General features: G+C 64.8%; 24 protein-coding genes and 1 tRNA gene. 14 read left to right on the forward strand and 11 right to left on the reverse strand.

What is annotated here, in order from left to right; translation table 11 throughout:
• The first annotated feature begins 138 nt into the window (after positions 1-138).
• The 7 genes from EB835_RS06775 to EB835_RS06805 all read left to right on the forward strand — a co-directional run bounded on the left by EB835_RS06775 (position 139) and on the right by EB835_RS06805 (position 9,596).
• Entirely contained in the window at positions 139-1,524 is a 1,386-nt protein-coding gene (locus EB835_RS06775; RefSeq protein WP_240688596.1) for an MFS transporter, read from the forward strand.
• A 457-nt stretch (positions 1,525-1,981) separates the two neighbouring features.
• On the forward strand, positions 1,982-2,776 hold the full coding sequence (locus EB835_RS06780; RefSeq protein ID WP_168216651.1) for a DeoR/GlpR family DNA-binding transcription regulator: 795 nt from the start codon (positions 1,982-1,984) through the stop codon (positions 2,774-2,776).
• Positions 2,773-3,942 (forward strand): 1-phosphofructokinase family hexose kinase, encoded by a 1,170-nt coding sequence (locus tag EB835_RS06785; protein ID WP_135808716.1) that lies wholly within the window; start codon positions 2,773-2,775, stop codon positions 3,940-3,942. Before EB835_RS06780 ends, EB835_RS06785 begins: the two co-directional genes overlap by 4 nt.
• Positions 3,939-6,161: a PTS fructose transporter subunit IIABC gene (locus tag EB835_RS06790; protein WP_135808717.1), complete on the forward strand. Its 2,223-nt coding sequence runs from the start codon at positions 3,939-3,941 to the stop codon at positions 6,159-6,161. Before EB835_RS06785 ends, EB835_RS06790 begins: the two co-directional genes overlap by 4 nt.
• A gap of 39 nt (positions 6,162-6,200) precedes the next feature.
• Positions 6,201-7,871, forward strand: a complete 1,671-nt coding sequence (gene ptsP, locus EB835_RS06795) for a phosphoenolpyruvate--protein phosphotransferase (protein ID WP_135808718.1) — start codon at positions 6,201-6,203, stop codon at positions 7,869-7,871.
• A gap of 121 nt (positions 7,872-7,992) precedes the next feature.
• On the forward strand, positions 7,993-8,274 hold the full coding sequence (locus EB835_RS06800; RefSeq protein WP_135808719.1) for an HPr family phosphocarrier protein: 282 nt from the start codon (positions 7,993-7,995) through the stop codon (positions 8,272-8,274).
• A gap of 53 nt (positions 8,275-8,327) precedes the next feature.
• Positions 8,328-9,596 (forward strand): methyltransferase, encoded by a 1,269-nt coding sequence (locus EB835_RS06805; protein WP_135808720.1) that lies wholly within the window; start codon positions 8,328-8,330, stop codon positions 9,594-9,596.
• A gap of 56 nt (positions 9,597-9,652) precedes the next feature.
• On the opposite strand, the gene EB835_RS06810 is transcribed toward EB835_RS06805, so the two are convergent.
• Complete coding sequence (locus EB835_RS06810; protein ID WP_135808721.1) at positions 9,653-10,624, reverse strand: HAAS signaling domain-containing protein; 972 nt, start codon at positions 10,622-10,624, stop codon at positions 9,653-9,655.
• Positions 10,621-10,968 (reverse strand): PadR family transcriptional regulator, encoded by a 348-nt coding sequence (locus EB835_RS06815; protein ID WP_135808722.1) that lies wholly within the window; start codon positions 10,966-10,968, stop codon positions 10,621-10,623. Before EB835_RS06815 ends, EB835_RS06810 begins: the two co-directional genes overlap by 4 nt.
• Positions 10,969-11,143: 175 nt before the next feature.
• Between EB835_RS06815 and EB835_RS06820 the strand changes: the two genes are divergently transcribed.
• Together EB835_RS06820 and EB835_RS06825 are read left to right on the forward strand one after the other, a co-directional pair.
• The gene (locus EB835_RS06820) at positions 11,144-11,764 is read left to right on the forward strand and encodes an HAD family hydrolase (protein WP_240688597.1); all 621 of its coding nucleotides are present in this window, start codon (positions 11,144-11,146) and stop codon (positions 11,762-11,764) included.
• A gap of 28 nt (positions 11,765-11,792) precedes the next feature.
• On the forward strand, positions 11,793-11,981 hold the full coding sequence (locus EB835_RS06825; protein ID WP_135808723.1) for a hypothetical protein: 189 nt from the start codon (positions 11,793-11,795) through the stop codon (positions 11,979-11,981).
• A gap of 184 nt (positions 11,982-12,165) precedes the next feature.
• Here the strand turns inward: EB835_RS06825 and EB835_RS06830 are convergent, their stop codons facing one another.
• Complete coding sequence (locus EB835_RS06830; RefSeq protein ID WP_135808724.1) at positions 12,166-13,527, reverse strand: APC family permease; 1,362 nt, start codon at positions 13,525-13,527, stop codon at positions 12,166-12,168.
• Between the two features lie 15 nt (positions 13,528-13,542).
• Positions 13,543-15,189 carry an amidohydrolase gene (locus EB835_RS06835; RefSeq protein ID WP_205749884.1) on the reverse strand — a complete coding sequence of 549 codons (1,647 nt, stop codon included), beginning with the start codon at positions 15,187-15,189 and terminating at the stop codon, positions 13,543-13,545.
• A gap of 68 nt (positions 15,190-15,257) precedes the next feature.
• Between EB835_RS06835 and EB835_RS06840 the strand changes: the two genes are divergently transcribed.
• The 3 genes from EB835_RS06840 (at position 15,258) to EB835_RS06850 (ending at position 17,097) form a co-directional block, all read left to right on the forward strand.
• Entirely contained in the window at positions 15,258-15,953 is a 696-nt protein-coding gene (locus EB835_RS06840; protein WP_240688598.1) for a TetR/AcrR family transcriptional regulator, read from the forward strand.
• An 80-nt stretch (positions 15,954-16,033) separates the two neighbouring features.
• A complete protein-coding gene (locus EB835_RS06845) occupies positions 16,034-16,471 on the forward strand; it encodes an ASCH domain-containing protein (protein WP_135808727.1) in 438 nt (145 codons plus the stop codon).
• Positions 16,468-17,097 carry a maleylpyruvate isomerase family mycothiol-dependent enzyme gene (locus tag EB835_RS06850; RefSeq protein ID WP_135808728.1) on the forward strand — a complete coding sequence of 210 codons (630 nt, stop codon included), beginning with the start codon at positions 16,468-16,470 and terminating at the stop codon, positions 17,095-17,097. Before EB835_RS06845 ends, EB835_RS06850 begins: the two co-directional genes overlap by 4 nt.
• A 73-nt stretch (positions 17,098-17,170) precedes the next feature.
• Here the strand turns inward: EB835_RS06850 and EB835_RS06855 are convergent, their stop codons facing one another.
• Positions 17,171-17,611 carry an anthrone oxygenase family protein gene (locus tag EB835_RS06855; RefSeq protein WP_135808729.1) on the reverse strand — a complete coding sequence of 147 codons (441 nt, stop codon included), beginning with the start codon at positions 17,609-17,611 and terminating at the stop codon, positions 17,171-17,173.
• Between the two features lie 127 nt (positions 17,612-17,738).
• Here EB835_RS06855 and EB835_RS06860 point away from each other — a divergent pair, with 127 nt between their 5' ends.
• Entirely contained in the window at positions 17,739-18,386 is a 648-nt protein-coding gene (locus tag EB835_RS06860; protein WP_240688599.1) for a MerR family transcriptional regulator, read from the forward strand.
• On the opposite strand, the gene EB835_RS06865 is transcribed toward EB835_RS06860, so the two are convergent.
• The 3 genes from EB835_RS06865 to EB835_RS06875 form a co-directional block, all read right to left on the reverse strand.
• Complete coding sequence (locus EB835_RS06865) at positions 18,364-18,705, reverse strand: hypothetical protein (protein WP_135808730.1); 342 nt, start codon at positions 18,703-18,705, stop codon at positions 18,364-18,366. The genes EB835_RS06860 and EB835_RS06865 overlap by 23 nt on opposite strands.
• Before the next feature lie 35 nt (positions 18,706-18,740).
• Positions 18,741-19,205, reverse strand: coding sequence for a GNAT family N-acetyltransferase (locus tag EB835_RS06870; protein WP_135808731.1), 465 nt, complete (start codon positions 19,203-19,205; stop codon positions 18,741-18,743).
• A 115-nt stretch (positions 19,206-19,320) separates the two neighbouring features.
• Complete coding sequence (locus EB835_RS06875) at positions 19,321-19,668, reverse strand: MerR family transcriptional regulator (RefSeq protein ID WP_135808732.1); 348 nt, start codon at positions 19,666-19,668, stop codon at positions 19,321-19,323.
• Positions 19,669-19,731: 63 nt separating this feature from the next.
• Here EB835_RS06875 and EB835_RS06880 point away from each other — a divergent pair, with 63 nt between their 5' ends.
• Positions 19,732-20,937: an MFS transporter gene (locus tag EB835_RS06880; protein WP_135808733.1), complete on the forward strand. Its 1,206-nt coding sequence runs from the start codon at positions 19,732-19,734 to the stop codon at positions 20,935-20,937.
• A 53-nt stretch (positions 20,938-20,990) separates the two neighbouring features.
• Here EB835_RS06880 and EB835_RS06885 read toward each other — a convergent pair.
• From EB835_RS06885 to EB835_RS06895, 3 genes are all read right to left on the reverse strand, one after another.
• Positions 20,991-21,072 (reverse strand) — tRNA-Leu (locus EB835_RS06885).
• 136 nt (positions 21,073-21,208) lie between these two features.
• A complete protein-coding gene (gene bcp, locus EB835_RS06890) occupies positions 21,209-21,682 on the reverse strand; it encodes a thioredoxin-dependent thiol peroxidase (protein ID WP_135808734.1) in 474 nt (157 codons plus the stop codon).
• A 139-nt stretch (positions 21,683-21,821) separates the two neighbouring features.
• Positions 21,822-23,591, reverse strand: coding sequence for an ATP-binding protein (locus EB835_RS06895; protein ID WP_135808735.1), 1,770 nt, complete (start codon positions 23,589-23,591; stop codon positions 21,822-21,824).
• Between the last annotated feature and the right edge of the window lie 3 nt (positions 23,592-23,594).

Raw genomic sequence — 23,594 nt, forward strand, 5'->3', positions numbered from 1 at the left:
ATTCCGCGCTGTACCCGCGCGGAATCGGGCTTCGGAGCGCGGATCTCAATTTCTGACCGAAGCGTCGGCCGCGCTGACGCAGCAGTAAGGTGACCTGGGCACTTTGTGCCTCTCCTCATGTATTAGAAAGTTGTATCAGTGACAGAATCGAATAAGAACCCCGGCGCTGCCGACGCACACGGCGCGAGTACCGGCAAGGGCGAGAAGAAATCGGAATGGCAGACGGTCAAGGCCATCATGGCCGCATCCTCGGGCAACCTCGTCGAATGGTTCGACTTCTACATCTACGCCTTCTTCAGCGTCTACTTCGCTGACCAGTTCTTCGTCGGTGACGATGAGGCTGCCAAGCTCATGCAGGCGGCGGCAGTGTTCTTCGTCGGCTTCCTCATGCGTCCCATCGGCGGGTACATCTTCGGGCGGGCCGCCGATCGCATCGGCCGCAAGAACTCCATGCTCATCTCGATCCTGCTCATGTGCGCCGGATCGCTATGCATGGCGATCCTGCCCACCTACGCAGCTGTCGGTGTCTGGTCGCCGCTCCTGCTGCTCCTCGTGCGTATGATCCAGGGACTCGCCGTCGGCGGCGAGTACGGTGCGACCGCGACCTACATGTCCGAGGTCGCCACCGAGGGCAAGCGCGGCTTCTACTCTTCGTTCCAGTACGTCACCCTCATCGGCGGTCAGCTGCTGGCCAGCCTGCTCGCCGTCGTCATGACCCACACGCTGGGCACCGACCAGATCGAAGCCGGCTGGTGGCGACTGCCCTTCGTCATCGGCGCCGCAGCCGCGATCGTCTCGCTGTGGCTGCGTCGCGGACTCGAGGAGACCACCTCGGCGGATACGCGCAAGGACGAGAACTCCGGAAGCTTCCGCGAGGTGCTGCGCCACCCGCGGGCGTTCCTCGTGGTCCTCGGCATCACCAGCGTCGGCTCGCTCGTCTTCTACGTCTTCACCACGTACATGCAGAAGTACCTGCTGCTGTCCAACCAGGGAACGCCGAGCGAGGAGGTCTTCGACAAGGGCTCGATCGCCGACCTGATGTCGGTCTGCCTGCTCATCTTCGTCGTCATGCAGCCCATCGCCGGAGCTATCTCGGACAAGATCGGCCGGAAGAACAATATGCTCATCTTCGTCATCGGAATGATTGCGCTGCCCATCCCGCTGCTGAGCATGATCGGCAAGGCCGAATCCGTCGTCACCGCCGGTATTCTCATCATCATCGCCATGGCATTCATCAGCATGTACACGTCGATCTCCGGCATCGTCAAGGCTGAGATGTTCCCGGCCCACATTCGTGGAATCGGCGTCGGATTCACTTACGCCATCGGCAACTCTCTGTTCGGCGGATCCGCCGAGTACGTCGCCCTGTGGTTCCGAAACGCCGGAATCGGCACATGGTTTGCGGTCTACGTCGTCATCATCGCGGTCGTCGGCTTTGTGGCCGTGCTCTATATGCACGACAACCGCAGACACTCGACGATCGACAACGCCGAATCCTCGGCGTACAAGCGCATCGGCAGCTGATCCGCAGGCAGCCGACCCCTCGCCGAGGCGGCCCACCTCAGCCGTCCCGACGAACCTTGCGTAGGCGCTGGCCGTCCAGTCGGTGCGGGGCCGCGCCCCGTCGGCGCGACGCCCCGGGCTGTGTCCGGCCCAGTCATTCGTGCCCCGGAGCTTCGGCTCCGGGGCACGAATGCGTCCCAAGTGCGCTGTGCCTGTTTCTTCCCGCGCGTCTCGAGTGCGCTGTGCCTGTTCCGGCCTCTGAGGTCTCTGCGCACTCAGGTCTGTGCGCACTCCACCCAACGGGTCTCCGCCACATGGTCATGTTGGAATGATTGGAAAAATGTTGGAATGTGATTGACCATAGATGAATGCCGCCCTAAGATCAATCAAACCAACAGATAGCCAAGTGGCTGTCGGAGGAGAATCATTGTGGCCCGACAGGGGAGTCGGAGTGGCCACGCGGAAGAAAGGGCCGGACATGTTCGCTGAAGAACGGCAGCGCCGCATCGCTGAACTGGTCAGCGACGCCGGACGAGTGAACGTCACCGACCTGGCCGCCGACTTCGACATCACCACCGAAACCGTTCGCCGCGACCTCGCCGCACTCGAGAAGGCAGGAATCCTGCAGCGCGTCCACGGAGGCGCCGTCCCGAGGCGCGCCGACAGCGTGGACGAGCCCACCTTCGATGACCGGGAGATCCACCGCCTCGAGGAGAAGACGGCGATCGCGCAGTCCGCTCTCGGACTGCTGCGCGAGACGATGAGCATCTCCCTCGACGGCGGAACCACCTGTGCCGCACTGGCCCGCGCCATCGCGCAGGAGGCGAATGAGCGCAAGACCGCCGGGCAGACTCTGCGTCGGCTGCGGATCATCACGAACTCGCTGTCCGCGATCGACCACCTGGCCAATGCTCCGGGCATCGAGATCTTCGTCCTGCCGGGACGTTTCCGCCCCGTGACCCGAGCGATGGTCGGCCCGCAGACGATCGCAGCCATCGACGAGCACCGGGTCGATCTTGCCGTTCTCGGCGCCAACGGACTGAGTGAAGACGGGCTGTCGACTCCCGACCACGACGAGGCGGCGACGAAGTCTGCGTATGTGCGCTCGGGTCGCAAGGTCGCTGTGCTCGCCGACTCCGCCAAGTTCGGGGAGATCTCGCTCGTCCGCTTCGCCGGTCTCGACTGCATCGACCACCTCATCACCGACACCGTGCCGCAGTCGCCGATGTCCACCCACCTGGACAACGCAGAAATCGAGGTCCGCACTCCATGATCCTCACCCTGACAGCCAATCCGAGCCTCGATCGGACCATCGAGCTCGCCGGCCCGGTGCTGCGCGGACAGGTGCAGCGAGCCGTCTGGGCCGGCCAGCAGCTCGGAGGCAAAGGCGTCAACGTCTCCCGCGCGGTCGCCTCGGCGGACCGTCCCACCCGGGCAGTCCTGCCCGGCGACGGCGGAGACCCCGTGCTCAGCGGCCTCGACGCGATCGGACTGGCCCATGACTCGGTGCGCACGGGTGCTCCCATCCGCTCGAACATCACCGTGACGGAGCCGGACGGGACGACCACGAAGATCAACGAACCCGGCTCGTGCCTGAGCCCGGAGACGCAGGCAGAACTGCTCGACCTCGTGGCCGCACACGCGACCGACGCCGACTGGGTGGTCCTGGCGGGATCGCTTCCTCCCGGCGTCGACGATGACTTCTACGCCCGTGCCATCGCCGTCATCCGCACACTGCCTCAGCCGCCGGCGATCGCCGTGGACACCTCCGGGGCACCTCTGGCCGCAGCGCTGACCCAGTCGCCGGACCTCATCAAACCCAATGCCGAAGAACTCGCCGAGCTTCTCTGCGCCGCCGGCCTCCTGGCCAAAACCGGGTTAGCCGAAACCGGACTGGACGAAGCCGGGCAGGGTGAAGCCGCAGCGCAGCTGACGACCGGTGAACTCCACACGATCGCCGCACGCCTCGAGGCCTCACCAGAACTCACCGCGCGGGCCACGCGGGCGCTGCTCGACGCGTCCGTCCCCGGGCCGCGGTCGATCCTGGCCACGCTCGGTGCCGGGGGAGCGGTGCTCGCCACGCGCGATGCCGCCTGGCATGCCTCGCACCCGCCGATGAAGGTCGTGAGCACCGTGGGCGCAGGCGACTGCACCCTGGCCGGCTATCTGCTCGGCGGCACCGATGGTGAGTCACCGCAGGACGCCCTGGCCAGGGCCGTCGCCTACGGGGCAGCGGCCGCATCCTTGCGCGGCACCGGCGTGCCGAAACCCGATGACATCGACCTCGGCGCCGTCACCGTCACACCGCTGACGGCTCCGGCTTCGACATCCGCCCCGACACAGCAGTCCACACCGACCCCAGCACCGGGGTCCACACCGACCACCGACCAACCGAACCAGCACGCGGGGACAGCCCCCGAAGCCGAGGAGGCACGATGACATCGCTCATCACAACAGAACTGGTGACCCTCGACGCGGACCAGGGGACGGAGTCGTCCACTGTCATCCGCGCCCTGGCCGCCGTCGTCGCCGAGCAGGGACGGGCGACGTCCGCCGAGGACCTGGCCCAAGCGGCGATCGCCCGCGAAGAGAAGACCCCGACCGGTGTGCCCGGCGGCATCGCCATCCCGCACGCCCGCACCGAGGCGGTCACCGAACCCAGCCTGGCGATGGCTCGTCTGAACCCGCCGGTCGACTTCGGAGCCAAAGACGGCCCCGCCGACCTCGTCTTCATGATCGCCGCTCCCGACGGCGCCGGGAAGGACCACCTCAAACTGCTGTCGAAGCTCGCCCGATCGCTGGTGAAGAAGGACTTCGTCGCTTCCCTGCGTGCCGCCGGCGATCCGCAGGAGGTCGTCGACCTCGTCGAAACCGCGCTCGGCCTGCGCGAATCGGCAGAAGCGCAGACCCCCGCCGAGGCAGCCCCCACCGAAACTTCCGCCGCACCGTCGGCAGCCCGGGCCGGTGCCGACACACCCACAGGCACACCGACCGACACCCCCGACGAGGATCCGACTGCCTCCGAGCGCCCCCGCCGCGTCGTCGCCGTCACGGCCTGCCCGACAGGGATCGCCCACACCTATATGGCCGCCGACGCCCTCGTCCAGGCCGGGTCCGATCTCGGAATCGACGTCGTGGCCGAGACCCAGGGCTCATCCGGCACGACCCCGATCGATCAGTCCGTCATCGAGGCCGCCGATGCCGTCGTCTTCGCCGTCGACGTCGACGTCCGCGACAAGGCCCGGTTCGCCGGCAAACCCTATGTGCAGGTGCCGGTCAAGGCCGGAATCGACGACCCGCAGGGGCTCATCCACAGTGCCCTCGCCGAGGCGGACGCCCCGAACGGCCGCAGGATCGCAGCCGCTCACGCCGCCGACGAGGAGGACACGTCGTCCTCGGCGGGCTCACGTGAGAGCGTCGGTGCCCACCTCAAACGCGTTCTGCTGACCGGTGTCAGCTATATGATCCCCTTCGTCGCCGCGGGCGGTCTGCTCATGGCGCTGGGCTTCCTCCTCGGCGGATTCGACATCCCCGACTACGCGGAGGACATCGTCCTGGGCAACTCCCTGTGGAACCTGCCCACCGAATACGGTGACCTGGCACTGGGGCCGGTCGGCGCCTATCTGGGTGCCGTGGCCTTCCAGATCGGCAACCTGTCGATGAGCTTCCTCGTCGCCGTCCTGGCCGGCTACATCGCCTACGGAATCGCCGACCGTCCCGGAATCGCCCCCGGCTTCACCGTCGGCGCCGTGGCCGTGCTTATGGGAGCCGGCTTCATCGGCGGCATCATCGGCGGACTGCTGGCCGGCTATGTCGCCCACTGGATCGGCTCCTTCGCCGCCCCGAGGTGGCTGCGCGGGCTGATGCCGGTCGTGATCATCCCGCTGGTGGCCTCCCTCGTCTCCTCGGGCCTGATGTTCATGGTCCTCGGCGGACCGATCAGCGCACTGACGACGGGACTCGATGCGTGGCTGAGCTCGATGACCGGAACCGCCGCCGTCATCCTCGGACTCATCCTCGGCGCCATGATGGCCGTCGACCTGGGCGGACCGGTCAACAAGGTCGCGTACTCGTTCGCCGTCGCCGGACTCGCCGCAGGCTCCGTCGAGAACCCCGTGCCGTGGGAGATCATGGCCACGGTCATGGCCGCCGGAATGGTTCCGCCCTTGGCCATGGCGTTGGCCACCGCACTGCGTCCTCGCATCTTCTCCCAAGCGGAGAAGGAGAACGGGAAGGCCGCGTGGCTGCTCGGGGCTGCGTTCATCTCCGAAGGAGCGATCCCCTTCGCCGCCTCCGATCCGCTGCGTGTGATCCCCGCCTCGGTCGTCGGCGCCGGCGTCACGGGCGGGATGACGATGGCCTTCTCCGTCACCAGCCAGGCCCCGCACGGGGGAGTGTTCGTCTTCTTCGCGATCGACTCGTTCCTGCTGTTCCTGCTCTCCGTCGTCGTCGGCACGATCATCAGCGCCGCGGTGGTGCTGGCGCTGAAGATCTTCGTCCGCAAGGGTGGAGCGGCAGGCCTCGCCGAGGCGGCCGATCCGTCCGCAGCGCCGACGACCGCAGCCGCGTCGACCGGTTCTACCACGGGATCCGATTCGGCCGACGAGGCGAAGACCGCCGAACCGGTATCGTCGACCGCTGACGCTTCGCGAGTCTGAATGCTTTCTCAAGGAGAGGCAAGAGAGGAAGGAATGGGGATGTCCGCAGAGTTCCCAGGCATCGGTGTCGTACCCGGACGGGTCATCGCCCCGGCGCTGAGCATGCCCGAGACCGTGGCAGCACCCGTGGCGAAGCCGGCGCCTGCCGACACTGAGGCGGAGGCGAACAGGATCCGTGAGGCCTCGGCCGCCGTGCACGCCGAACTGCGTGAGCGGGCCGAGACCGTCAACGGGGACGCCCGCGACGTACTCAGAGCCACAGCCCTCATGGCCAAGGACCCCACCCTGGTGAAGACGGCGATCAAACGCCTGTCCGAGACCGACGCGGAGACCGCGATCTGGACCGTGGCCGCGGAGACCGCAGCACAGCTGGAGAAGCTGGGCGGCTATATGGCCGAACGCGCAGCCGATGTCCTCGACGTCCGTGCCCGCCTCGTCGCCCATCTGCGCGGAGTGCAGGCACCCGGCATCCCGCACTCGCAGGAACCCTTCGTGCTCATCGCCGCCGATCTCGCTCCTGCCGACACCGCGACCCTGGACCCCGCGCTCGTACTCGGCCTCGTCTGCGAAGAGGGCGGACCGCAGAGCCATACGGCCATCCTCGCCCGGGCCTTGGGTATCCCTGCCGTGGTCGCAGCCACCGGGGTCCGCGACATCCCCGACCACACGCCGGTCTTCGTCGACGGCGGCTCCGGCATACTGCGCACCGAACCCGGTGCGACAGAGACCGGCCTCGTCGAGGCGTGGACGGAGACAGCCGGTCGGCTGCAGTCATTCACCGGACCCTGTCTCCTGAGCGACGGCACACGGATTCCGCTGCGTGCGAATGTCGGAGACGGCGCTCAAGCACGGGCAGCGGCGGCCGCCGGTGCCGAAGGCGTCGGTCTGCTGCGCACCGAGTTCTGCTTCCTCGATCGCGACACCGAACCCAGCGTCGAAGAACAGGCCGAAGCCTACGGGCAGGTATTCGCGGCCTTCGACGATCACAAGGTCGTCGTGCGCACCCTCGACGCCGGAGCCGACAAACCTCTGCCGTTCCTCACCGACTCCGATGAACCGAACCCGGCCCTGGGTGTACGTGGCTTCCGGACCAGCCGCAGGGCTCAGGGCGTCCTCGAACGTCAGCTCGAGGCAATCGCGCTGGCCGCCTCGAAGCATGCGGTGACCGTCCACGTCATGGCTCCGATGATCGCCACCGCAGACGAAGCCCGGCAGTTCTCCGAACTCGTCCATGCGGCAGGACTCCCCACTGCCGGTGTCATGGTCGAGGTTCCCTCAGCAGCGTTGCAGGCGGCCACGATCCTCGAGGAAGTCGAGTTCGCGTCCATCGGCACGAACGATCTCACCCAGTACGTCATGGCCTCCGACCGCATGCTCGGCGGTCTGGCCGAGCTCAGCGACTCGTGGCAGCCGGCAGTCCTGCAGCTCATCGGCATGGCCGCAGCCCAAGGTGCTGCGGCGGAGAAGTCGGTGGGCGTGTGCGGAGAGGCTGCGGCCGATCCGGCATTGGCCGTAGTGCTCGTCGGCCTCGGAGTCACCAGCCTGTCCATGGCGCCCCGAGCACTGCCTGCCGTCGCCGAGGTGCTGTCCGGTGTCTCCCCGAACCGGGCGCAGCAGATCGCCCGCAGCGCACTTGCGGCACGCAGCCCGAGCGAGGCGAAGGCCGCAGTCCGAGCCGAGCTGCCGATCCTCGACGAGCTCGGCCTGTGAGTCCGGCCGTCGGGGGAGTGACCCCGTGACATACTCAGCACCACCACAGACACCACCAACAGAAAATGCCGAAACACCGGGCAGGCCGAACCACGGCCGGTCTGACAAGGAAGGACAACTCATGGCAGAGACCATCGCAACAGTCGGAAGCACCGTCGGCCTGCACGCCCGTCCAGCAGCACTTCTGGCCGAGGCCGCCGCAGACTATGACCTCGAGATCACCATCGCCCTGGAGGGCGAACCGGCCGAGGACGCCCTCGATGCGGCCAGCGTGCTCTCCCTCATGGGCCTCGGCGCGGAATACGGTCAGAAGGTCGTTCTGCGCGCCGAGGGTGACGGAGCCGACGAAGCACTGGCCAACCTCAAACAGCTCATCGAGACCGACCACGACGCCGAAGGCTGAGCGGCGAACCGTCGAGGAGGCGGCGACCGGTCCGCTCGGTTTAGACTGATCGAATGTCCGCCTCCCTGCTGCCTCCTGACTCTGCCGCCGCCCTTCGCAGTCGGGATCTGCTGGCGGTATTCCCTCAGCTGAGCGACTTGCCCGGTCTGCCGCAGGCGCGGATGCTCATCGACTACGTCCTCGGTCGTCGCTGCGGAGCCCTCGACGTCTCGGGCCGAGACACCGAAGGCACATTCGTCGCCGCCGAATTCTCAGCCGAGGTCCCCGAGAACCTCATCCTCGTCGACGATGCGCACGGTCTGCAGGCGACCCTGCTCAGCCGTCTGACGCAGGTATGCACATACAACGACCGCATCGACGAGGCACGAACCTTGGCCGCGGCGGTCGAGTCCCTGGCCGGAGCCGGCGAATCCGCCGGAGAGGTCGTCACCGAGGCGGCCCCCGTGCTGGCGGTGAGCGAGCTCAGTGAGATCGCGGGACTGGCCGAACTCGGTGTGGGGGAGACGTGGGCCGTCGTCAACGTTCCGAAGGCGATGAATGCGCTCACCGAGACGATCGCGGTGCTGCAGCCATTCGTGAGCACCATCATCGTCATCGGCCGCAGCGATGCGATGAGCCGCGGCGTCAACAAGGAGCTCGCCCGCGGCTTCGGCCGAGTCGATGTCTCGCCCGGGGTCGGCAAACACCGGATGATCATCGGCAGCCGCCCCCTGTCCTCGCCGAGCCTGCCGGAATTCCCGCGCCGCGGGGTGATCACCCAGGGCGGCGTCGGTGAGCTCGAAGTCCGCGCTCATGGGGCCTGCTTCTCAGGGACTAAGAGCGACGAGGGCTCGGAGCTGCTCGTCGACGCGCTGCTGGGACTGCTCGCTGACGATGCGCCGGAATCCGTGCTCGACCTCGGCTGCGGCAACGGCTGGCTGCTCACCGCGGCCATGCGAGCCTCGGGGGCGAATACGGGACTCGGCATCGACGTGTCGAAGGCGGCGGTCGCCTCGGCGAGGGCCACAGCGGAGGCGAACGGAGTTGGAATCGACGTCATCCTCGGCGATGCCGCGGACTCGGAGGAGCCGGCGCTCGCGGGACTGGGTGAATTCGACCTCATCCTGCTCAATCCGCCGTTCCATCAGGGGACGGCCATCGAGACCGAGACGGCCGCGGCGCTCATGGCCGCGGCCGCCGAGCATCTGGCTCCGGGCGGGCAGGTGCTCACGGTGTTCAATTCGCACCTGCGCTACCGGGATCGTCTCGAATCGATCATCGGACCGAGTCGGCAGCTGGCCCGGAACAAGAAGTTCACGGTCATCGCCAGTCGCCGCGACTGATATCTCTCAGCAGCTGTGCGATCGGGTCGGCTGGTGGCCGTCCCGATCGCATAAACTCACCGACGATTGCGGCGATAGATCCGCCAGGTGCTCGCCTGGTCCCAGACGGTGATGATCCAGATCGCGATGGCTGTGATGATCTGCTGGATGTCGGCATTCGCGGTACTCGTGAGTTCCGGGTGGAGGACGGGCTGGGTGAGCAGGGCGATGGTGAGGAAGATGGCCATTGCCACATCGATGATTCCGCCGATGATCGCCACTGTCGGTTTCGCCGAGGCAGTCGTGAACTTGATGATCTCCACTGCGGCCATCAGGGCGAGGAAGGCCCAGTAGCCGATCAGCCAACCAAGGCCCAGATCGGGGTTGATGAAGGTTCCGCCGCGGTTGAGGTGGCCGACGTAGAGCAGGGTCGTCGGGATGAAGGGAACCGTTGCCAAGGCCGCGATGAAGACCAATCCGAGGGCCGCCTCGGCGCGGATCTGCTTACTGCGGTAGTCACGACGATCGAGGTCATCGATCGACCATGTCCGCGTCTTCCGTCCCCGCAGGGTTGCGGTCGTGCCACCGTCCTTTTGGCGGTCGCCGAGGCCGATGATGATCGTGATGACGGCGAAGGTGGTCAGCAGGGCGTTGACGGTATTGCCGACCGCCGGCCCGATGGCCGCGCCGAGCTGGGTCTGCGGGGCAGTGGCGAAGGTGGTGATGAAGCTGGCGATCAGGGCGATGAAGCCGACGATGGGCAGGGCCCAGCGCAGCGCCCAGATGAAGAGCGGGTACGAGTTGGGGCCGATGAGGTGCTGCGGGGTGTTCGAGTACTCCCGCGACAGCACTACCGGATCGCCGAGTTCTTCGAGGACTTCGCGTTCGACGGCGGCTGAGCGATCGGGGGAGGGATTCGCATCCTCGCCGAGGCGGTCATCGACCATGTCATCGATCGTGGCGGTGATCTCGGCGGCGATGTCCGGGCGAGTGTCTTCGGGGAGGTGGCGGGTGACGTTGTCGACGTAAATGTCGGTGAGGGCACTCATGGTGTGCCGTCCTTCCATAGCGTTGTGATGCTGGAGTTGAGTTCGAGCCAGTGGGCGTGGAGCGCGGCGGCGACTTCGGCACCGCTCTCCGTGACCGTGTAGTACTTGCGGGGGCGGGCCTGCTCGGTGTTCCACTCAGCTGTGAGCAGGCCTTGTTTCTCGAGTCTTCGCAGCAGGGGATAGAGGGTGTTGGCCTCGGTGGGGATGCCCGCTTCGGTCAGCGTCGTCAGCAGCGAGTAGCCGTACTGCGGGCGTCTGCAGGCGACGAGGCCGGCGAAGACGACGGTACCGCGCCGCAGCTCTTGTTCGTGCGTGGCCAGTGCCTTGTCTGTGTCCTCGTCCATGTGTGACACGATAGTGTGTGCCACACAGTATTACAAGAGGCGGGGTATTCTTTGCTGCGGCACGGTGCGCGGCACGGTTTAGGGTGAGCAGCCCACGTTGGAACATGGGCTATTCGCCTCAACCTGGGCTTTCCGGCACACGAGTAGCGCGAGCATCGGTAGGTAGTCTTGCCTCATGAGTTTGAGGAAGTGGGTGCTCTTCGATATCGGGGGAGTGCTGGAGGTCGTTGATGATGACACCTGGGGACAGCTTTTCGTTCGCCGGTGGCAGGAGCGCTCTGGATTCTCAGCGGAGGAGTATCGGGCGCGCATTCTGGCGGCGGACTTGCCGGTCATCGACCGTAGAGCGGACACGCGGGACGAGTACTGGTCGAAGCTGGGTCGAGCGCTCGAGATGGATTCGAACCTGATCGAGGCTATGCAGGCCGAGATGTGGGACGAATACTGCGGGAGTCTCAATACAGAGTTGTTTGAGTATGCAGCTGCGCTGAGGCCACGCGCCGGTGTGGCGATTCTGTCGAACTCAGTGGACGGGGCGCGGCGCGAGGAAGAACGGCGGTTCGGGTTCAGTGAAGTCTTTGACCCGATTCTCTACAGTCACGAGACCGGTCTGCTCAAGCCGGAACCGGAGGCCTATGAGAATGCGCTTGAGCGGATGGCTGCGGACGCCGGAGACGTGTTCTTCATTGATGACCACGAAGTCTGTGCTGAAGGCGCCCGTGCCGTCGGCATGGATGCGATCGTGCACCGTGACAATCGGTCGACGATTGATGAGATAGAGCAGTTTCTTCTTTAGGCGGCTTGACTGAACAGGAGTGAATGAAATGGCGAACAACAGTGCTTTGGCTGGTTTCATCCTCGGGCTGGCAGTGTCTGCTGGGGTGTTGATGCTGTTGATTCCTGGGCTTCTTGAAGAGCCTGAGGCATGGCAGGTGTGGGTAGCTTGGATGGCTGCCGGATGTGCCATCGCCTGCGCGCTCGGGACGGTATTGTCTCGAGCCCGCGGGCGATGATCGAAGCGCATCCTCTTCAGGCTTTTGCCACGGATCCCGGCTGATCTGAGTCGGCCGAGTCAACGGCGAGCTCGGACGGTTGGGTGCGGAAGCCCTTCGTTGTCACCGCGAGGATGACTGCGCCGATGACAAGCCAGATCGTGCCGAGGGTGATCGCGTGCCCGTTGAGCCGAGTAGGTCAATGTCAGTCCGTCAGGTCGAGCATTGGTGTCGGCCGACGGAATCCCCGTGTGACGAAAGCGAGGTATCCGACTCCGAGAACCAGCCAGATGGCGCCGATGAGAAGAGTTCGCGGAGACAGGCTCGTCCACAGCCACAGGGTCAGACAGAATCCGATTCCCGGTAGAACGATCGAACTGAGAACAGCACGTGAACCACGATTCTTCTCGTCGATGATGAAGTGCTTGATAACCGACAGATTCACTGCTGAGAACGCGATCAGAGCACCGAAGCTGACCATCTCCGATATGAATGCGAGGTCGACGGCGAGTGCGAGCAGGGAGACTGCGCCGACAGTCAGGGTTGCAATCGTGGGTGTGTGAAAGCGCGGTGACAAGTGGCTGAAGTAGCTTTTCGGGAGCACGCCGTCTCGACCCATCGCGAAGAGAATGCGTGAGACCGATGCCTGCGAGGTCAGAGCCGAGCCGCATGCTCCGGCGACATAGGCGGCGGTGAAGAAGGCGGTGAGGAATTCGCCGCCGGCCGCCGCCATGACGTCAAGCGCGCCTGAATCGACATCGGCGAACTGATTCGACGGGTAGACCAGCTGAGCCAGGTACGACAGAACAATGTAGATGAGGCCGCCGGTGACAGTGGCGATGACGATCGCGCAGGGAACTGCTCTCTTCGCGTCCTTGGCTTCCTCGGACAAAGTCGAGACCGCATCGAAGCCGAGGAAAGACAGACACAGAATCGCTGCGCCGGCCATGACGTTGTCGAATCCGGGTGCAGAGCCGTCACCGGTGAAAGGCGCCGCTAGGTCGACAGAACCGGATCCGGTGAACGAAGCGATGCCCAGTGCTGCGAAGACAACGATGAAAATAGCTTGAGCGGCGATGATGACGATGTTGGCCCGCGCAACGGAAACGATTCCGATGACGTTGAGGACCGTGACGAGAACAATGGCAGTGACGACGAAGACCCAGGCCGGAATCATTGGGAATGCTGCGCTGAGGTAGATGCCGATGACGAGATAATTGATCATCGGCAAGAACAGGTAGTCGAGAAGCAGTGCCCAGCCGGCAACGAAACCGATTCCAGCTCCGAAGCTCTTCTGCGTGTACGTGTATGCCGAACCGGCAAACGGCATCGCCCCGGCCATCTTCGCGTATGACCTGGCGGTGAACACCATTGCCAGCAGAGTGATGACGTAAGCGGCCGGGACGCGGCCGCCGGTGACCTGAGTGACGATTCCGTAAGTCGTGAAGACGGTCAACGGAACCATGTAGACGAGACCGAAGAAGACGAGCGAAGGTACTCCGAGCGCTCGCTTCAGCTGGGTCTCGGAGGTGTCTTGGGTGGTGGCGCTGTGATTGGAATGGGACATCATTGTCCTTTCGATTCAGTCCGCTGAATGGACGGCCACGCCGCGCAGGTATGTGCGGCGAACAGGGGCATCAGACAGTTCTTGGGGGAGCAGTGTTCGAGGATCCGAATCGAGAATGATGAAGTCGGCGCTCGCGCCCGGACGGATCACTCCCCACTCTTCGGGTCTACGGTCTGCAAATGCTTGGTGGGCCACCGCAGTCGAGTAGGCGTCGAGAGAGCGTTCGATGTCAAGGATCTCATCGGGAGTCCACCCGCCGTCGGGCTCACCGTCGTCGGTCTGTCTGCTCACGGCAACCGCGAGACCCTCGAACGGGGTCCCCGAAGTGCAGGGCCAGTCCGAACCGAACGCAAGGTGCCCGCCGCTGTCGAGGACACTGCGCATCCGATATTGCGCCACGGCGCGTTCTCTGCCGATCCGGGGGACGGTGAGGACCGTCATGAGGTCATCGAGCTGAGCCCACAGGGGCTGCATATTCGCGATGACGCCGAGTTCAGCAAAGCGGGACAGGTCGGCAGAGTCGATGATCTGGGCATGTGCGATCACCGGCCGCCGATCACGGGCACCGTTGTGCCGGATTGTGTACTCGATGGCATCCAACGCCTGTCGAACGGCCGCGTCGCCGATGGCGTGGATGTGGATCTGAAACCCTGCCGCGTCGACCTCGCGAACCGCCTCCGCCAGCGAATCTCCTTCCCAGACTCGCATGCCGTGGTTGTGAAGGGAGGCGCAGTAGGGCTCGATGAGCGCACCGGTTTCGTTCTCAATGACTCCGTCGGCGAAGAACTTCACGGTCTGAGCGGTCAGGAACGGATCCGAAAGTTCTTCGATCCGTTGCCGCGCAGAGAGCATTTCGCGCAGCTGTTGCGTGAAGCGGCGGGGATCGGCGTAGAACGCGAGGTTGAATCTCAGTTTGAGCCGATCCTGCTGAGAGGCGGACACATAGGTCTCGACATCGGCTGGCTCCACCCACGCGTCCTGGACCCAAGTGACACCTCGAGCGAGGTAATATTCGGCTGCCCGATCGAGAGCGCGGAGTCGGACGGATTCGTGGTGCGGCGGACGAAAAGCATCGATCAGATCTACCGCACCCCATTCACGCAGAGTGCCAAGCGGTGAGCCGTCGTCTCGACGAGGAATCTCGCCTATCTGCGGTTCGGGTGTTGCAGCGGTGATCCCTGCCAGTTCCAATGCTCGAGAATTGCACCACACGGTGTGGTAGTCCCAAGCGCGAAGGACGACCGGTCGGTCGGACACGGCTCTGTCAAGCCATTCGGCGTCGAAGAGGCCGTCGCGTACGAGGCTGCCGTCATATGAGGCACCAGTGATCCAGTCGTCGTCGGGATGAGCCTCGGCGTACCGTTTCACTTCAGCGATGATCTCTTCGACGCTCGTGCACGATCTCACCTGTGGGCCCTCTGCTTCCATGCCACCGAAGATCGGATGAGCATGGCCGTCGCCGAAGGACGGCATGAGGAACCCGCCGTCGAGATCGATGGACTCAAACTCTGCGCCGTCGTGGCTCGAAACTTGATCGAGGACGGCCGCCACCGCATGTGAACCAGAGGCAACGACTATGCCATCTTGAACCACAAGGGAATCCTCAGTTTGGGCGCCGGCGCCCAACCAGATGGTGCCGTTGTGGAAGTGCTGCGTCGTCAAGACTGCCGTCCTCCTGCTCCATTGCTTGTGGCCGGCCGCACCGGCGTTTACACGAACAGTGTTCGTATGTGACTGGGAGCACGATACACTGCTCGAAAGATGGAGGGAAGTGCGAAATTGAGAGCGAGCATTCTGTGAGATTGAATCAGGATCGGCTGGTTGATGCCGCGCTCGCGCTTGTCGACGACCTCGGCGAAGAGTCATTGTCGATGCGAACTCTGGCGGCTCGCGTCGACAGGCAGGTGTCCTCTCTGTACAACCATGTCTCCGGCCGAGGTGAACTCATCGAATTGATGCGCGCACGTATCGTGGCCGGAATCGACGTTCAAGTATTTTCTGGGATCGAGGAATCGTCGGAGAGCGTGCCGTGGGACAGAGCTCTGGAGCTGTGGGCCCGGTCGTATCTCAGGGCCTTTGCCGACCATCCGAACCTCATTCGATTGTTGGCCACGACCTCGATTCGAGACCTCTCAACGTATGAAATGTATGACTCAGTGATCGGTGGACTTCGTCGAGGGGGGTGGCCGCAGGGTCGGACTGTGGCGGTGATGCGGTCCGTTGAGGCCTATGTCCTCGGTTCCGCTCTGGACATCGTCGCTCCGGTCGACCTCATCACTCAAGAATCGGCCGGAGACAGATTTGCGGAGATTCGAGGTGCGCTGGATCCTCGATTCGGCGAGAACTCGTCAGCGGTGGCGTCCTTCGAGTTTGGGCTGACTAGCTTGATCCAAGGTCTGAAGCATCGGCTTGAGGCCTTGTCGTGAGTCATTCGGCAAGGCTCGATGTCACACTCGACTCGTTCTGGGTGCGGGTCCGCACCCGGAATCCAGACCTTCCGGAGAGGATGCCTGAAGCATGGGCCTTCGGCGCGACTCCCGAGCATGCGGACGACCTCCTCGCTCTCCTGCTGGCTGGGACCAAGACGGGCACCGCCTCGGCGCTGTGGGACATCGAAGCCGACGACGAATCCGTCCCCGAGGTGGGCGAACTGAGCATCATCCTCGACGGCCGAGACCGGCCGAGAGCCCTCATTGAAACCACGGCGATCGACATCGTCCCGTTCTCCGAGGTGACCGCCGAGCATGCCCATGCGGAAGGGGAGGGCGACCGAACCCTGGCCGCCTGGCGCGAGATCCATGAGCGCTTTTGGCAAGAGCATGGCCGGCGCGGGTTCTCGTTCGAGATGCCGGTCGTGTGCGAACGCTTCCGGTTGCTGTTCGACGGAGAAGACGAGGGGTGCGTCAGCGTCTCCGGCGACGAATCACAGGGGACGAGCAGATGAACGAAGCCGAATACTGGGACCTCCTCCACGCGGAACGCGCGCGCCTGGCCGATCTGCTCTCCACGCTCGAAGCAGAGCAGTGGGCGCTCGCCACTCTGTGTGCAGACTGGACGGTCGAGCAGGTCGTCGCCCACCTGACAGCCGCAGCTAACACCGGGAAGTGGGCCTGGATCCGCAGCATCGTTCGGGCAGGATTCGACCCGGCAAAGCACAACGCGCGACTGCTCGAGCGCCGCCTCGGTGGCTCACCTGAGGAGACCCTGGCGAAGTTCCGCGACTCGTCCGCTCTGACGATCGCCCCGACCAAAGACTTCGCAGCCTTCCTCGGCGAAGTCATCGTCCACGGACAGGACATCGCACGACCACTGGAACTCGACCTGACCCCTGGCGCCGAGGCGACCGTCGAGGTGGCCCGATACTTCGCCGCAAAAGACTTCGCAGTGAACTCGAAAACCCTGGTCAAAGGGCTGAAGCTCAGCGCTGCCGACGCCGACTTCGAATCCGGAAGCGGGCCGGAGGCGACCGGTCGTGTCCTCGACCTCGTCATGGCCATGGCCGGCCGACCGGAATCACTGACAGAGCTGACGGGCGGCGGAGCCGCCGAGCTCCGGCGACGGATGGACTGAAACCTCAGCGGTCGGAGCACTGCGACGCGCGTGCCGGAACAGCCCTGACGACGAGATGAACGTTGACGGGTGCTCAGCCGAACCCGACGACTCCGATCGCCACCAGGACGAATCCGATCAGCTGCAGTGAAGCGCGCACGATCTGGAAGGCATCCCACCGTCTGCGCATGGCGATGAAGCCCTCGGGAGCGGTCTCCTCGGTGATTCGTCCCGTCCGGGAATTGATCGGGACGTTCCCGACGATCGTTACGACGAGAGCGACGCCGAGGCTGATTGCGGCCGAAACCAGCCATGCATTGGGCTCATCGATGGCAATGATAATGGCCAGCGCGGTCGCCGCGGTCATCCCCACCGGCATCACCCGGCCGAACGTCTTCAGCAGGCCCCTCTCCATGACCAGCTGATCGTCCGTCCGCAACTGACGGATTACGGGATGAACCAAGGCGGCCGACCCGGATTCCGCTGAACCGACGAAGCCGGTGGCGAGGACCGCAGCCAATGTCAAGGCATCCATGGCCCCTCCTCTTAATAGGTAGCTGAACTATCCATAATAGATAGTAGAGGTATCTGCTAGGGTCGAGCAAGGAGGGAATGAGCACAGGCGCGCGGTTGCGGCGGCCGTAACAAGAAAAGGAGCTGGGTTGTCGGAGTCCGCGGAGAAGTCGGGGATGAGGATGGCGGAGCTGTCCCGTCGTTCGGAGCTCAGCGTGCCGACCATCAAGTACTACCTCCGCGAAGGACTGCTGCAGCCGGGACGACGGACAAGCGTGAATCAAGCCGTCTATGATCGCACTCATCTCGAGCGGCTGCGCCTCATCGGGGCGCTGACGTCGGTGGCCGGACTGCCGTTGGCGAAGGTGCGAGCCGTCGTTGATGCTGTGGACGGGCAGGCCTCGGAAGTCGAAGCGATGGGCGTCGTCCAGGACGCGCTCATCGACGAGGCCGAGGCGGACGATACAGCCGCCTCGGCGATACTCGACCGCGCGATCACTGCGCGAGGGTGGCACTGCGCGAAGTCGTCACCGGCCTATCGGGCGGCTGTGAAGGCGGTTGCCATGTTGACTGCGGAGAACCTGACTCCGATCCTCGACCGGCTCGACGCCTATGTCGAGGCCGCTGAAGACGTCGGTCGCACCGACCTCGACGCGATCAGCGACGCAGACAGCCTGGAGGAGCGGATCCGCGGAGTCGTCCTCGGCAGCGTGCTGCGCCGACCGCTGCTCGAGGCGCTGGTCCTGCTCGCACAGCAGCACTTCGCGCAGGACCTCACTCGGTCGGAAGAAAGCTGACCGGGAACAGCTCCGTCCTGGCGATGACGCGATCGCGTTCGGCGGCCTGCGCCTGACGTCGCGGATCTGCGAGGTAGGAATCGAGCGCTTCCGTGGATTCGAACCGATAGAACTGCACCTCGTTGGGACGCCCCTGGGCCCCGTCGCTCTTGGCACGTTTGACGACGCGCCCTCCGTGCTCGGAGATGAGCGCGAGAACACCGTTCTCGTAGGCTGTCAGTGCCTCGGCCTGCCCTTCGCGCGCCCACAGCAGGCAGCACAGAAGCACCTCGCGGTCAGCGCTGGTCTTCGCTGAGCTTGCCTGTTCTTCCGACTCCACCGAGCTGGGCCTCTCCTCACTCGGCAACTCCGCGCTCACGAGTTCGTCGGCTTCGCGTCGTAGGTGAGCCAGTTCGTCTTCGCTGCGACATCGTCATAGAGCACCTGAGCCTGAGCGTTGTCATCGGCGGTGATCCACCGGACCACCGAACAGCCTTCGGCAACCGCGATCGTCTGCAGCCGGGAGATCAGTGCGCGACCGGCGCCTCGGCCGCGCGCCTCGGGGTCGGTGAAGAGATCGTCGAGCCAGATGCCGACGCTGCCGGTCGAGGGACGGGAGAAACGACGGTAGTCGGCGATTCCGACGATCGATCCGTCCGCCTCGGCGACGAGTCCCTGGCACTCATGGGCGGAGTCGGTCAGCCACGACCACACGCGGGAGACGATCTCCTCGGACGGTTCCAGTCGGTAGAACTCACGGTAGGCGCGGAAGAGCTCCTTCCACCGGGCCTCGTCGGCGGGCGCGGTGGGGCGGACGGAGAGTGTCTGGAAATCTGTCATGCGAGTATGACCTCTCTGTTTGCTGGCTGCTGCCCTAGGACGGAGTCTGCATTTCACTGTATGCCCATCAGGTGGCCTTGCAACACTCTTCGGGCGAAATCCTTATTCGATCTTGTCAGCCCGCGCTGATGACTCGGCTGATGGCATCACGCGACTGAGTGAGAGACTCGATTGATGCTTCTATCCGCGCCCGTTCGCGTTCGAGATCGGCGACGGTGACCGAGCAGGTCGGTGCAAGCTGACCGGCCTTGTCCCTCAGGCAGGGGAGGACAGTGCGAATTGCGGCGGTGCTCATTCCGGCATCGAGCAGCTGGCGGATGTGTGTCGCGATTGCGACGTCTTGTTCGCTGTATTCGCGGTATCCCGAGGAATTGCGGGAGGGGACCAGAAGGTCCCTTTCTTCGTAATAGCGCAGCAATCGGGATGGAATGCCTGTTCGTTCGGCGACGTCAGAGATCCTCATCGTTTCGGCCTTTCTGCTTCAGCCACTTGCCTTCACATCGATGTGAAGGATCAGTCTATCAGTATGAATGTCGAACAAACAGCAAATGCATACCTCCTCAAACGGCCGATTCTCATCCTGGCGGGATTCGTCCTGTTGGTATTCTGCACCGGAACTGCTGAATACCTCGTTGCCGGTATCCTGCCGCAACTGGCCGCCGATCTGGACGTGAGCATCGCGACCGCCGGACAGACCGTTACCGCCTATGCGCTCGGAGTTGCGATCGGCGGCCCCATAGTGACCGTCATGACAGCACGGTTCCCCCGCAAAGGACTCGCTCTCTGCCTGGGACTTCTATTCGTTGTCGGCACGTTGGTGACAGTCCTGGCGCCGACTTACCTTGTGGTGATCATCGGTCGAGTGCTGTCCGCGTGCAGTCAGGCCACACTGTTCGCGATCGGGCTCACCGCGTCCGCAGAGATCATGGGACCCGGCCGGCAGGGTCAGGCGATTGCCATCGTCGGTTCCGGACTGACCGTCGCAACCGTGCTCGGCGTGCCGCTCGGGGCCCTGCTGGGCGGCAACACGAACTGGCGGATTCCGTTCGTCTTCGTGGCCGTCGCCGCAATCATCGGTGTGGGGTTGCTGGCAGCGGCGATGCCGCGTACTCCGGCCCCTGCGACCGGGGTCAGAGACGAGATTCGAACCCTCCTGCGAGGGCCGGTTCTGCTGGCCGTGGCGACGACGGTCATCGGTTTCGCCGGGGTGAGCATCGTCTTCACCTATCTGGTGCCGCTCCTCTCGGACATCAGCGGCATCACCGACGCCGCAATTCCCGGACTACTGTTGGCCTATGGGGTCGGAGGCTTCGTCGGTAACCTCATTGCCGGGCGTCTCGCCGATCTCTCACTCGGCAGAACCTTGGTGGGAGTGTTCTGCGCACTCATCATCACATTGTCCGCGTTCCCCTTGTTTGCAAGGCTCCCGGTGCCGATGATCGCCCTCGTTCTCCTCTTGGGCCTTTTGTCGACGGCGACCATTGCACCATTGCAATCGCTGGTGATGCGTCACACCGGTGCTGCGCCGACGCTGTCGCTGGCGGTCAACGTCGGAGCCTTCAACCTGGCGAATGCCATCGGCTCCACCCTCGGCGGCTTCACCGTTGCTGCAGGTCTTCTGCAGTGGGGCGGGTTCGGTGGCGCCGCATTCGCACTGTTCGGCCTCGTCCTCACTGCTCTGGCGCTGCGGGCTACCCCGCAATCAGAGTCTGAGCCGGCGGTCTCGGCATGAGGAAGGCCCCTGATCGGAGCTGAGGAGCTCACGGTCAGGGGCCAGTCGTGTCGTACGCGAGAGGGGACTTGAACCCCTACGTCCGAAGACACTGGAACCTAAATCCAGCGCGTCTACCAATTCCGCCACTCGCGCCGAAGCTGCCACAGACGCGGCCACAACGTCCTCAAGATTAGCAGGGGCGGCCCGAGTTGTTGAAAACTCGGACCGCCCCGGTGCTCACGTTGAGCACGGGCAGTTCAGACCGCCCGACGCCCAAACGGCAGCCGACTCAGGCTGCGTCGATGCCGAGCTCCTTGCGCACGCGGGCGACGTGCCCGGTGGCCTTGACGTTGTACTGGGCGAGTTCGACCTTGCCCTCGGCATCGACGACGACGGTCGAGCGGATGACACCCTGGACGACCTTGCCGTAGTTCTTCTTCTCGCCGAAGGCGCCCCACTCGGTCATCATCGTCTTGTCCTCATCGGAGAGGAGGTCGAAGTTGAGACCCTCCTTCTCGATGAACTGCTGCAGCTTCTCCGGCTTGTCCGGGGAGATGCCGACGACGGCGATTCCGGCGGCCTTGAGTGCCGACAGCGAGTCCCGGAAATCGCAGGCCTCGGTCGTGCAGCCCGGGGTCATAGCGGCGGGGTAGAAGTACACGACGACCCGCTGACCTCGGAAATCGCTGAGGCTGACGGACTTCCCGTCCTGATTAACGAGGGTGAAATCCGGGGCGGTGTCGCCGACCGACAGACGTGACATGAATGCTCCTCCTGATTGGGGTGGTCTCCGTGATGGACCACCATTGCTGACCACCACTCTATTCCGTTGCCGAGCCCGATGCTCAGGCCGATGCAGACAGCCGCCTCGACCGATCCTTTCGCCGAGGCGGCTCGCCGTCTCAGTCGACCCGTGCGATGGCCTGCCCGACCGCTACGACGTCGCCGACCGCCGCGACCTGGCGCAGCGTTCCCGCGACCGGTGCTTCGACCCGGGTCTCCATCTTCATCGCAGAGAGCACCGCGACCTCGTCACCGGCCGCCACCTGTGCGCCATCCTCGACGAGGAAGTCCACAAGACTGCCCGGCACAGGTGCGGTGACATCTCCGGCACTCGCCGAGGCGGCTCCACCGTTTCCGGCGCCACCGGCCTCGCCGCCCTGACCCGTGCCGCCCTGACCGGTCCCACCGACCGAGCCGAGGGCAGCGAGCAGTCCGGCGGGCAGTCCGATCGTGGTGAGCTTCCCATCGATCTCGATCGACATCCGCTGCATCTCGCCATCGGCGACCGGGTCCGGGCGGTCCTGAGTCTCGAAGCGCGGCAGCAGCTCGGCCTCGATCCACTGCGTGTGGATGCCGTCGACACCGTCGACGCCGAGACCGGTGAACGCCTCATCGGTGAGGATCGCCAGGGAGCACGGCACCACCGTGGCCGGACCCTCGACATGGAGTTCCTTTGCCGCTGTCACGGTGCGCGCTATCGCCTGCTCACGGTCGGGACCGTGGACGATGAGCTTCGCGAAGAGAGAATCGAAGGTCGGCTGTACGGTGTCACCGGCACGCACACCGGAATCCCAGCGCACGCCGAGGCCCCCGGGCACGTCGAGGACATCGATGCGTCCCGGAGTCGGCAGGAACCCGCGGCCGGGATCCTCGGCGTTGATGCGCAGCTCGATCGCATGGCCGACCGGCTGCGGGGTCGACTCCAGCGACAGTCCCTGTCCGAAGGCGATGCGGAACTGTTCGGCGACGAGATCGACCCCGGAGGTCACCTCGGTGACGGGATGTTCGACCTGCAGTCGGGTGTTGACCTCGAGGAACGTCATGGTGCCATCGGCAGCGAGCAGGAACTCGACGGTGCCGGCACCGCGGTAGTCCACCTCGGCGCCGATGGCTTCGGCCGAACGGTGCAGGCGCTCACGCTGCTCATCCGTCAGTCCCGGGGCGGGGGCTTCCTCGATGAGCTTCTGATTGCGCCGCTGAGCGGAGCAGTCGCGGTCACCGACGGCCACGACCCGCCCCTGACCGTCGCCGACGATCTGGACCTCGACGTGACGCGGACGCTCGAGGAACTTCTCGACGAAGCACTCGGGCCGACCGAAGGCCTCGACCGCTTCACGGGTCGCCGATTCGAAGGCACCTGCTAGCTCGGCGAGGTCATGGACGATCTTCATTCCGCGTCCGCCGCCGCCGTGGGCAGCCTTGATGATGATCGGCAGTCCCGCCTCGGCGGCGAAGGACTCGACCTCGGCCGCGTTCTCCAGGGGACGGTCGATGCCCGGCGCCAGGGGAGCGCCGACCTTCTGCGCGAGCTGACGGGCCGTGACCTTGTCGCCGAGGGCAGTGATCGTGTCCGCGGTCGGACCGATCCAGATGAGGCCGGCGGCTTCGACGGCGGCGGCGAAATCGGCGTTCTCGGACAGGAATCCGTAACCGGGGTGGACGGCATCGGCACCTGCGGACTTCGCTGCGGCGAGGATCGCATCGATGTTGAGGTACGTGTCGCCCGCTGTCGTCCCGGGCAGGGCGTACGCTTCGTCGGCGAGCCGGGCATGCATGGCGTCGGCGTCCTGATCAGCGTAGACAGCCACCGAAGTGTGCCCGTGTTGGGCGCAGGCGCGGATGATGCGGACGGCGATCTCGCCGCGGTTGGCGATGAGGATTCTCGACATTGT

This window comes from Brevibacterium sp. S22 (assembly GCF_004745485.1).
In the GTDB taxonomy this organism is placed as follows: Bacteria; Actinomycetota; Actinomycetes; order Actinomycetales; family Brevibacteriaceae; genus Brevibacterium.

Bases quoted from the DNA above. Each gene is read 5' to 3' on its own strand.
- EB835_RS06855 (WP_135808729.1), bottom strand. From the start codon at position 17,611: ATGGATGCCTTGACATTGGCTGCGGTCCTCGCCACCGGCTTCGTCGGT.
- EB835_RS06780 (WP_168216651.1), top strand. From the start codon at position 1,982: ATGTTCGCTGAAGAACGGCAGCGCCGCATCGCTGAACTGGTCAGCGAC.
- EB835_RS06850 (WP_135808728.1), top strand. From the start codon at position 16,468: ATGAACGAAGCCGAATACTGGGACCTCCTCCACGCGGAACGCGCGCGC.
- EB835_RS06805 (WP_135808720.1), top strand. From the start codon at position 8,328: ATGTCCGCCTCCCTGCTGCCTCCTGACTCTGCCGCCGCCCTTCGCAGT.
- EB835_RS06895 (WP_135808735.1), bottom strand. From the start codon at position 23,591: ATGTCGAGAATCCTCATCGCCAACCGCGGCGAGATCGCCGTCCGCATC.
- EB835_RS06845 (WP_135808727.1), top strand. From the start codon at position 16,034: ATGCCTGAAGCATGGGCCTTCGGCGCGACTCCCGAGCATGCGGACGAC.
- bcp (WP_135808734.1), bottom strand. From the start codon at position 21,682: ATGTCACGTCTGTCGGTCGGCGACACCGCCCCGGATTTCACCCTCGTT.
- EB835_RS06830 (WP_135808724.1), bottom strand. From the start codon at position 13,527: ATGTCCCATTCCAATCACAGCGCCACCACCCAAGACACCTCCGAGACC.
- EB835_RS06820 (WP_240688597.1), top strand. From the start codon at position 11,144: ATGAGTTTGAGGAAGTGGGTGCTCTTCGATATCGGGGGAGTGCTGGAG.
- EB835_RS06870 (WP_135808731.1), bottom strand. From the start codon at position 19,205: ATGACAGATTTCCAGACACTCTCCGTCCGCCCCACCGCGCCCGCCGAC.
- EB835_RS06825 (WP_135808723.1), top strand. From the start codon at position 11,793: ATGGCGAACAACAGTGCTTTGGCTGGTTTCATCCTCGGGCTGGCAGTG.
- EB835_RS06785 (WP_135808716.1), top strand. From the start codon at position 2,773: ATGATCCTCACCCTGACAGCCAATCCGAGCCTCGATCGGACCATCGAG.
- EB835_RS06800 (WP_135808719.1), top strand. From the start codon at position 7,993: ATGGCAGAGACCATCGCAACAGTCGGAAGCACCGTCGGCCTGCACGCC.
- ptsP (WP_135808718.1), top strand. From the start codon at position 6,201: ATGTCCGCAGAGTTCCCAGGCATCGGTGTCGTACCCGGACGGGTCATC.
- EB835_RS06875 (WP_135808732.1), bottom strand. From the start codon at position 19,668: ATGAGGATCTCTGACGTCGCCGAACGAACAGGCATTCCATCCCGATTG.
- EB835_RS06810 (WP_135808721.1), bottom strand. From the start codon at position 10,624: ATGAGTGCCCTCACCGACATTTACGTCGACAACGTCACCCGCCACCTC.
- EB835_RS06880 (WP_135808733.1), top strand. From the start codon at position 19,732: ATGAATGTCGAACAAACAGCAAATGCATACCTCCTCAAACGGCCGATT.
- EB835_RS06815 (WP_135808722.1), bottom strand. From the start codon at position 10,968: ATGGACGAGGACACAGACAAGGCACTGGCCACGCACGAACAAGAGCTG.
- EB835_RS06790 (WP_135808717.1), top strand. From the start codon at position 3,939: ATGACATCGCTCATCACAACAGAACTGGTGACCCTCGACGCGGACCAG.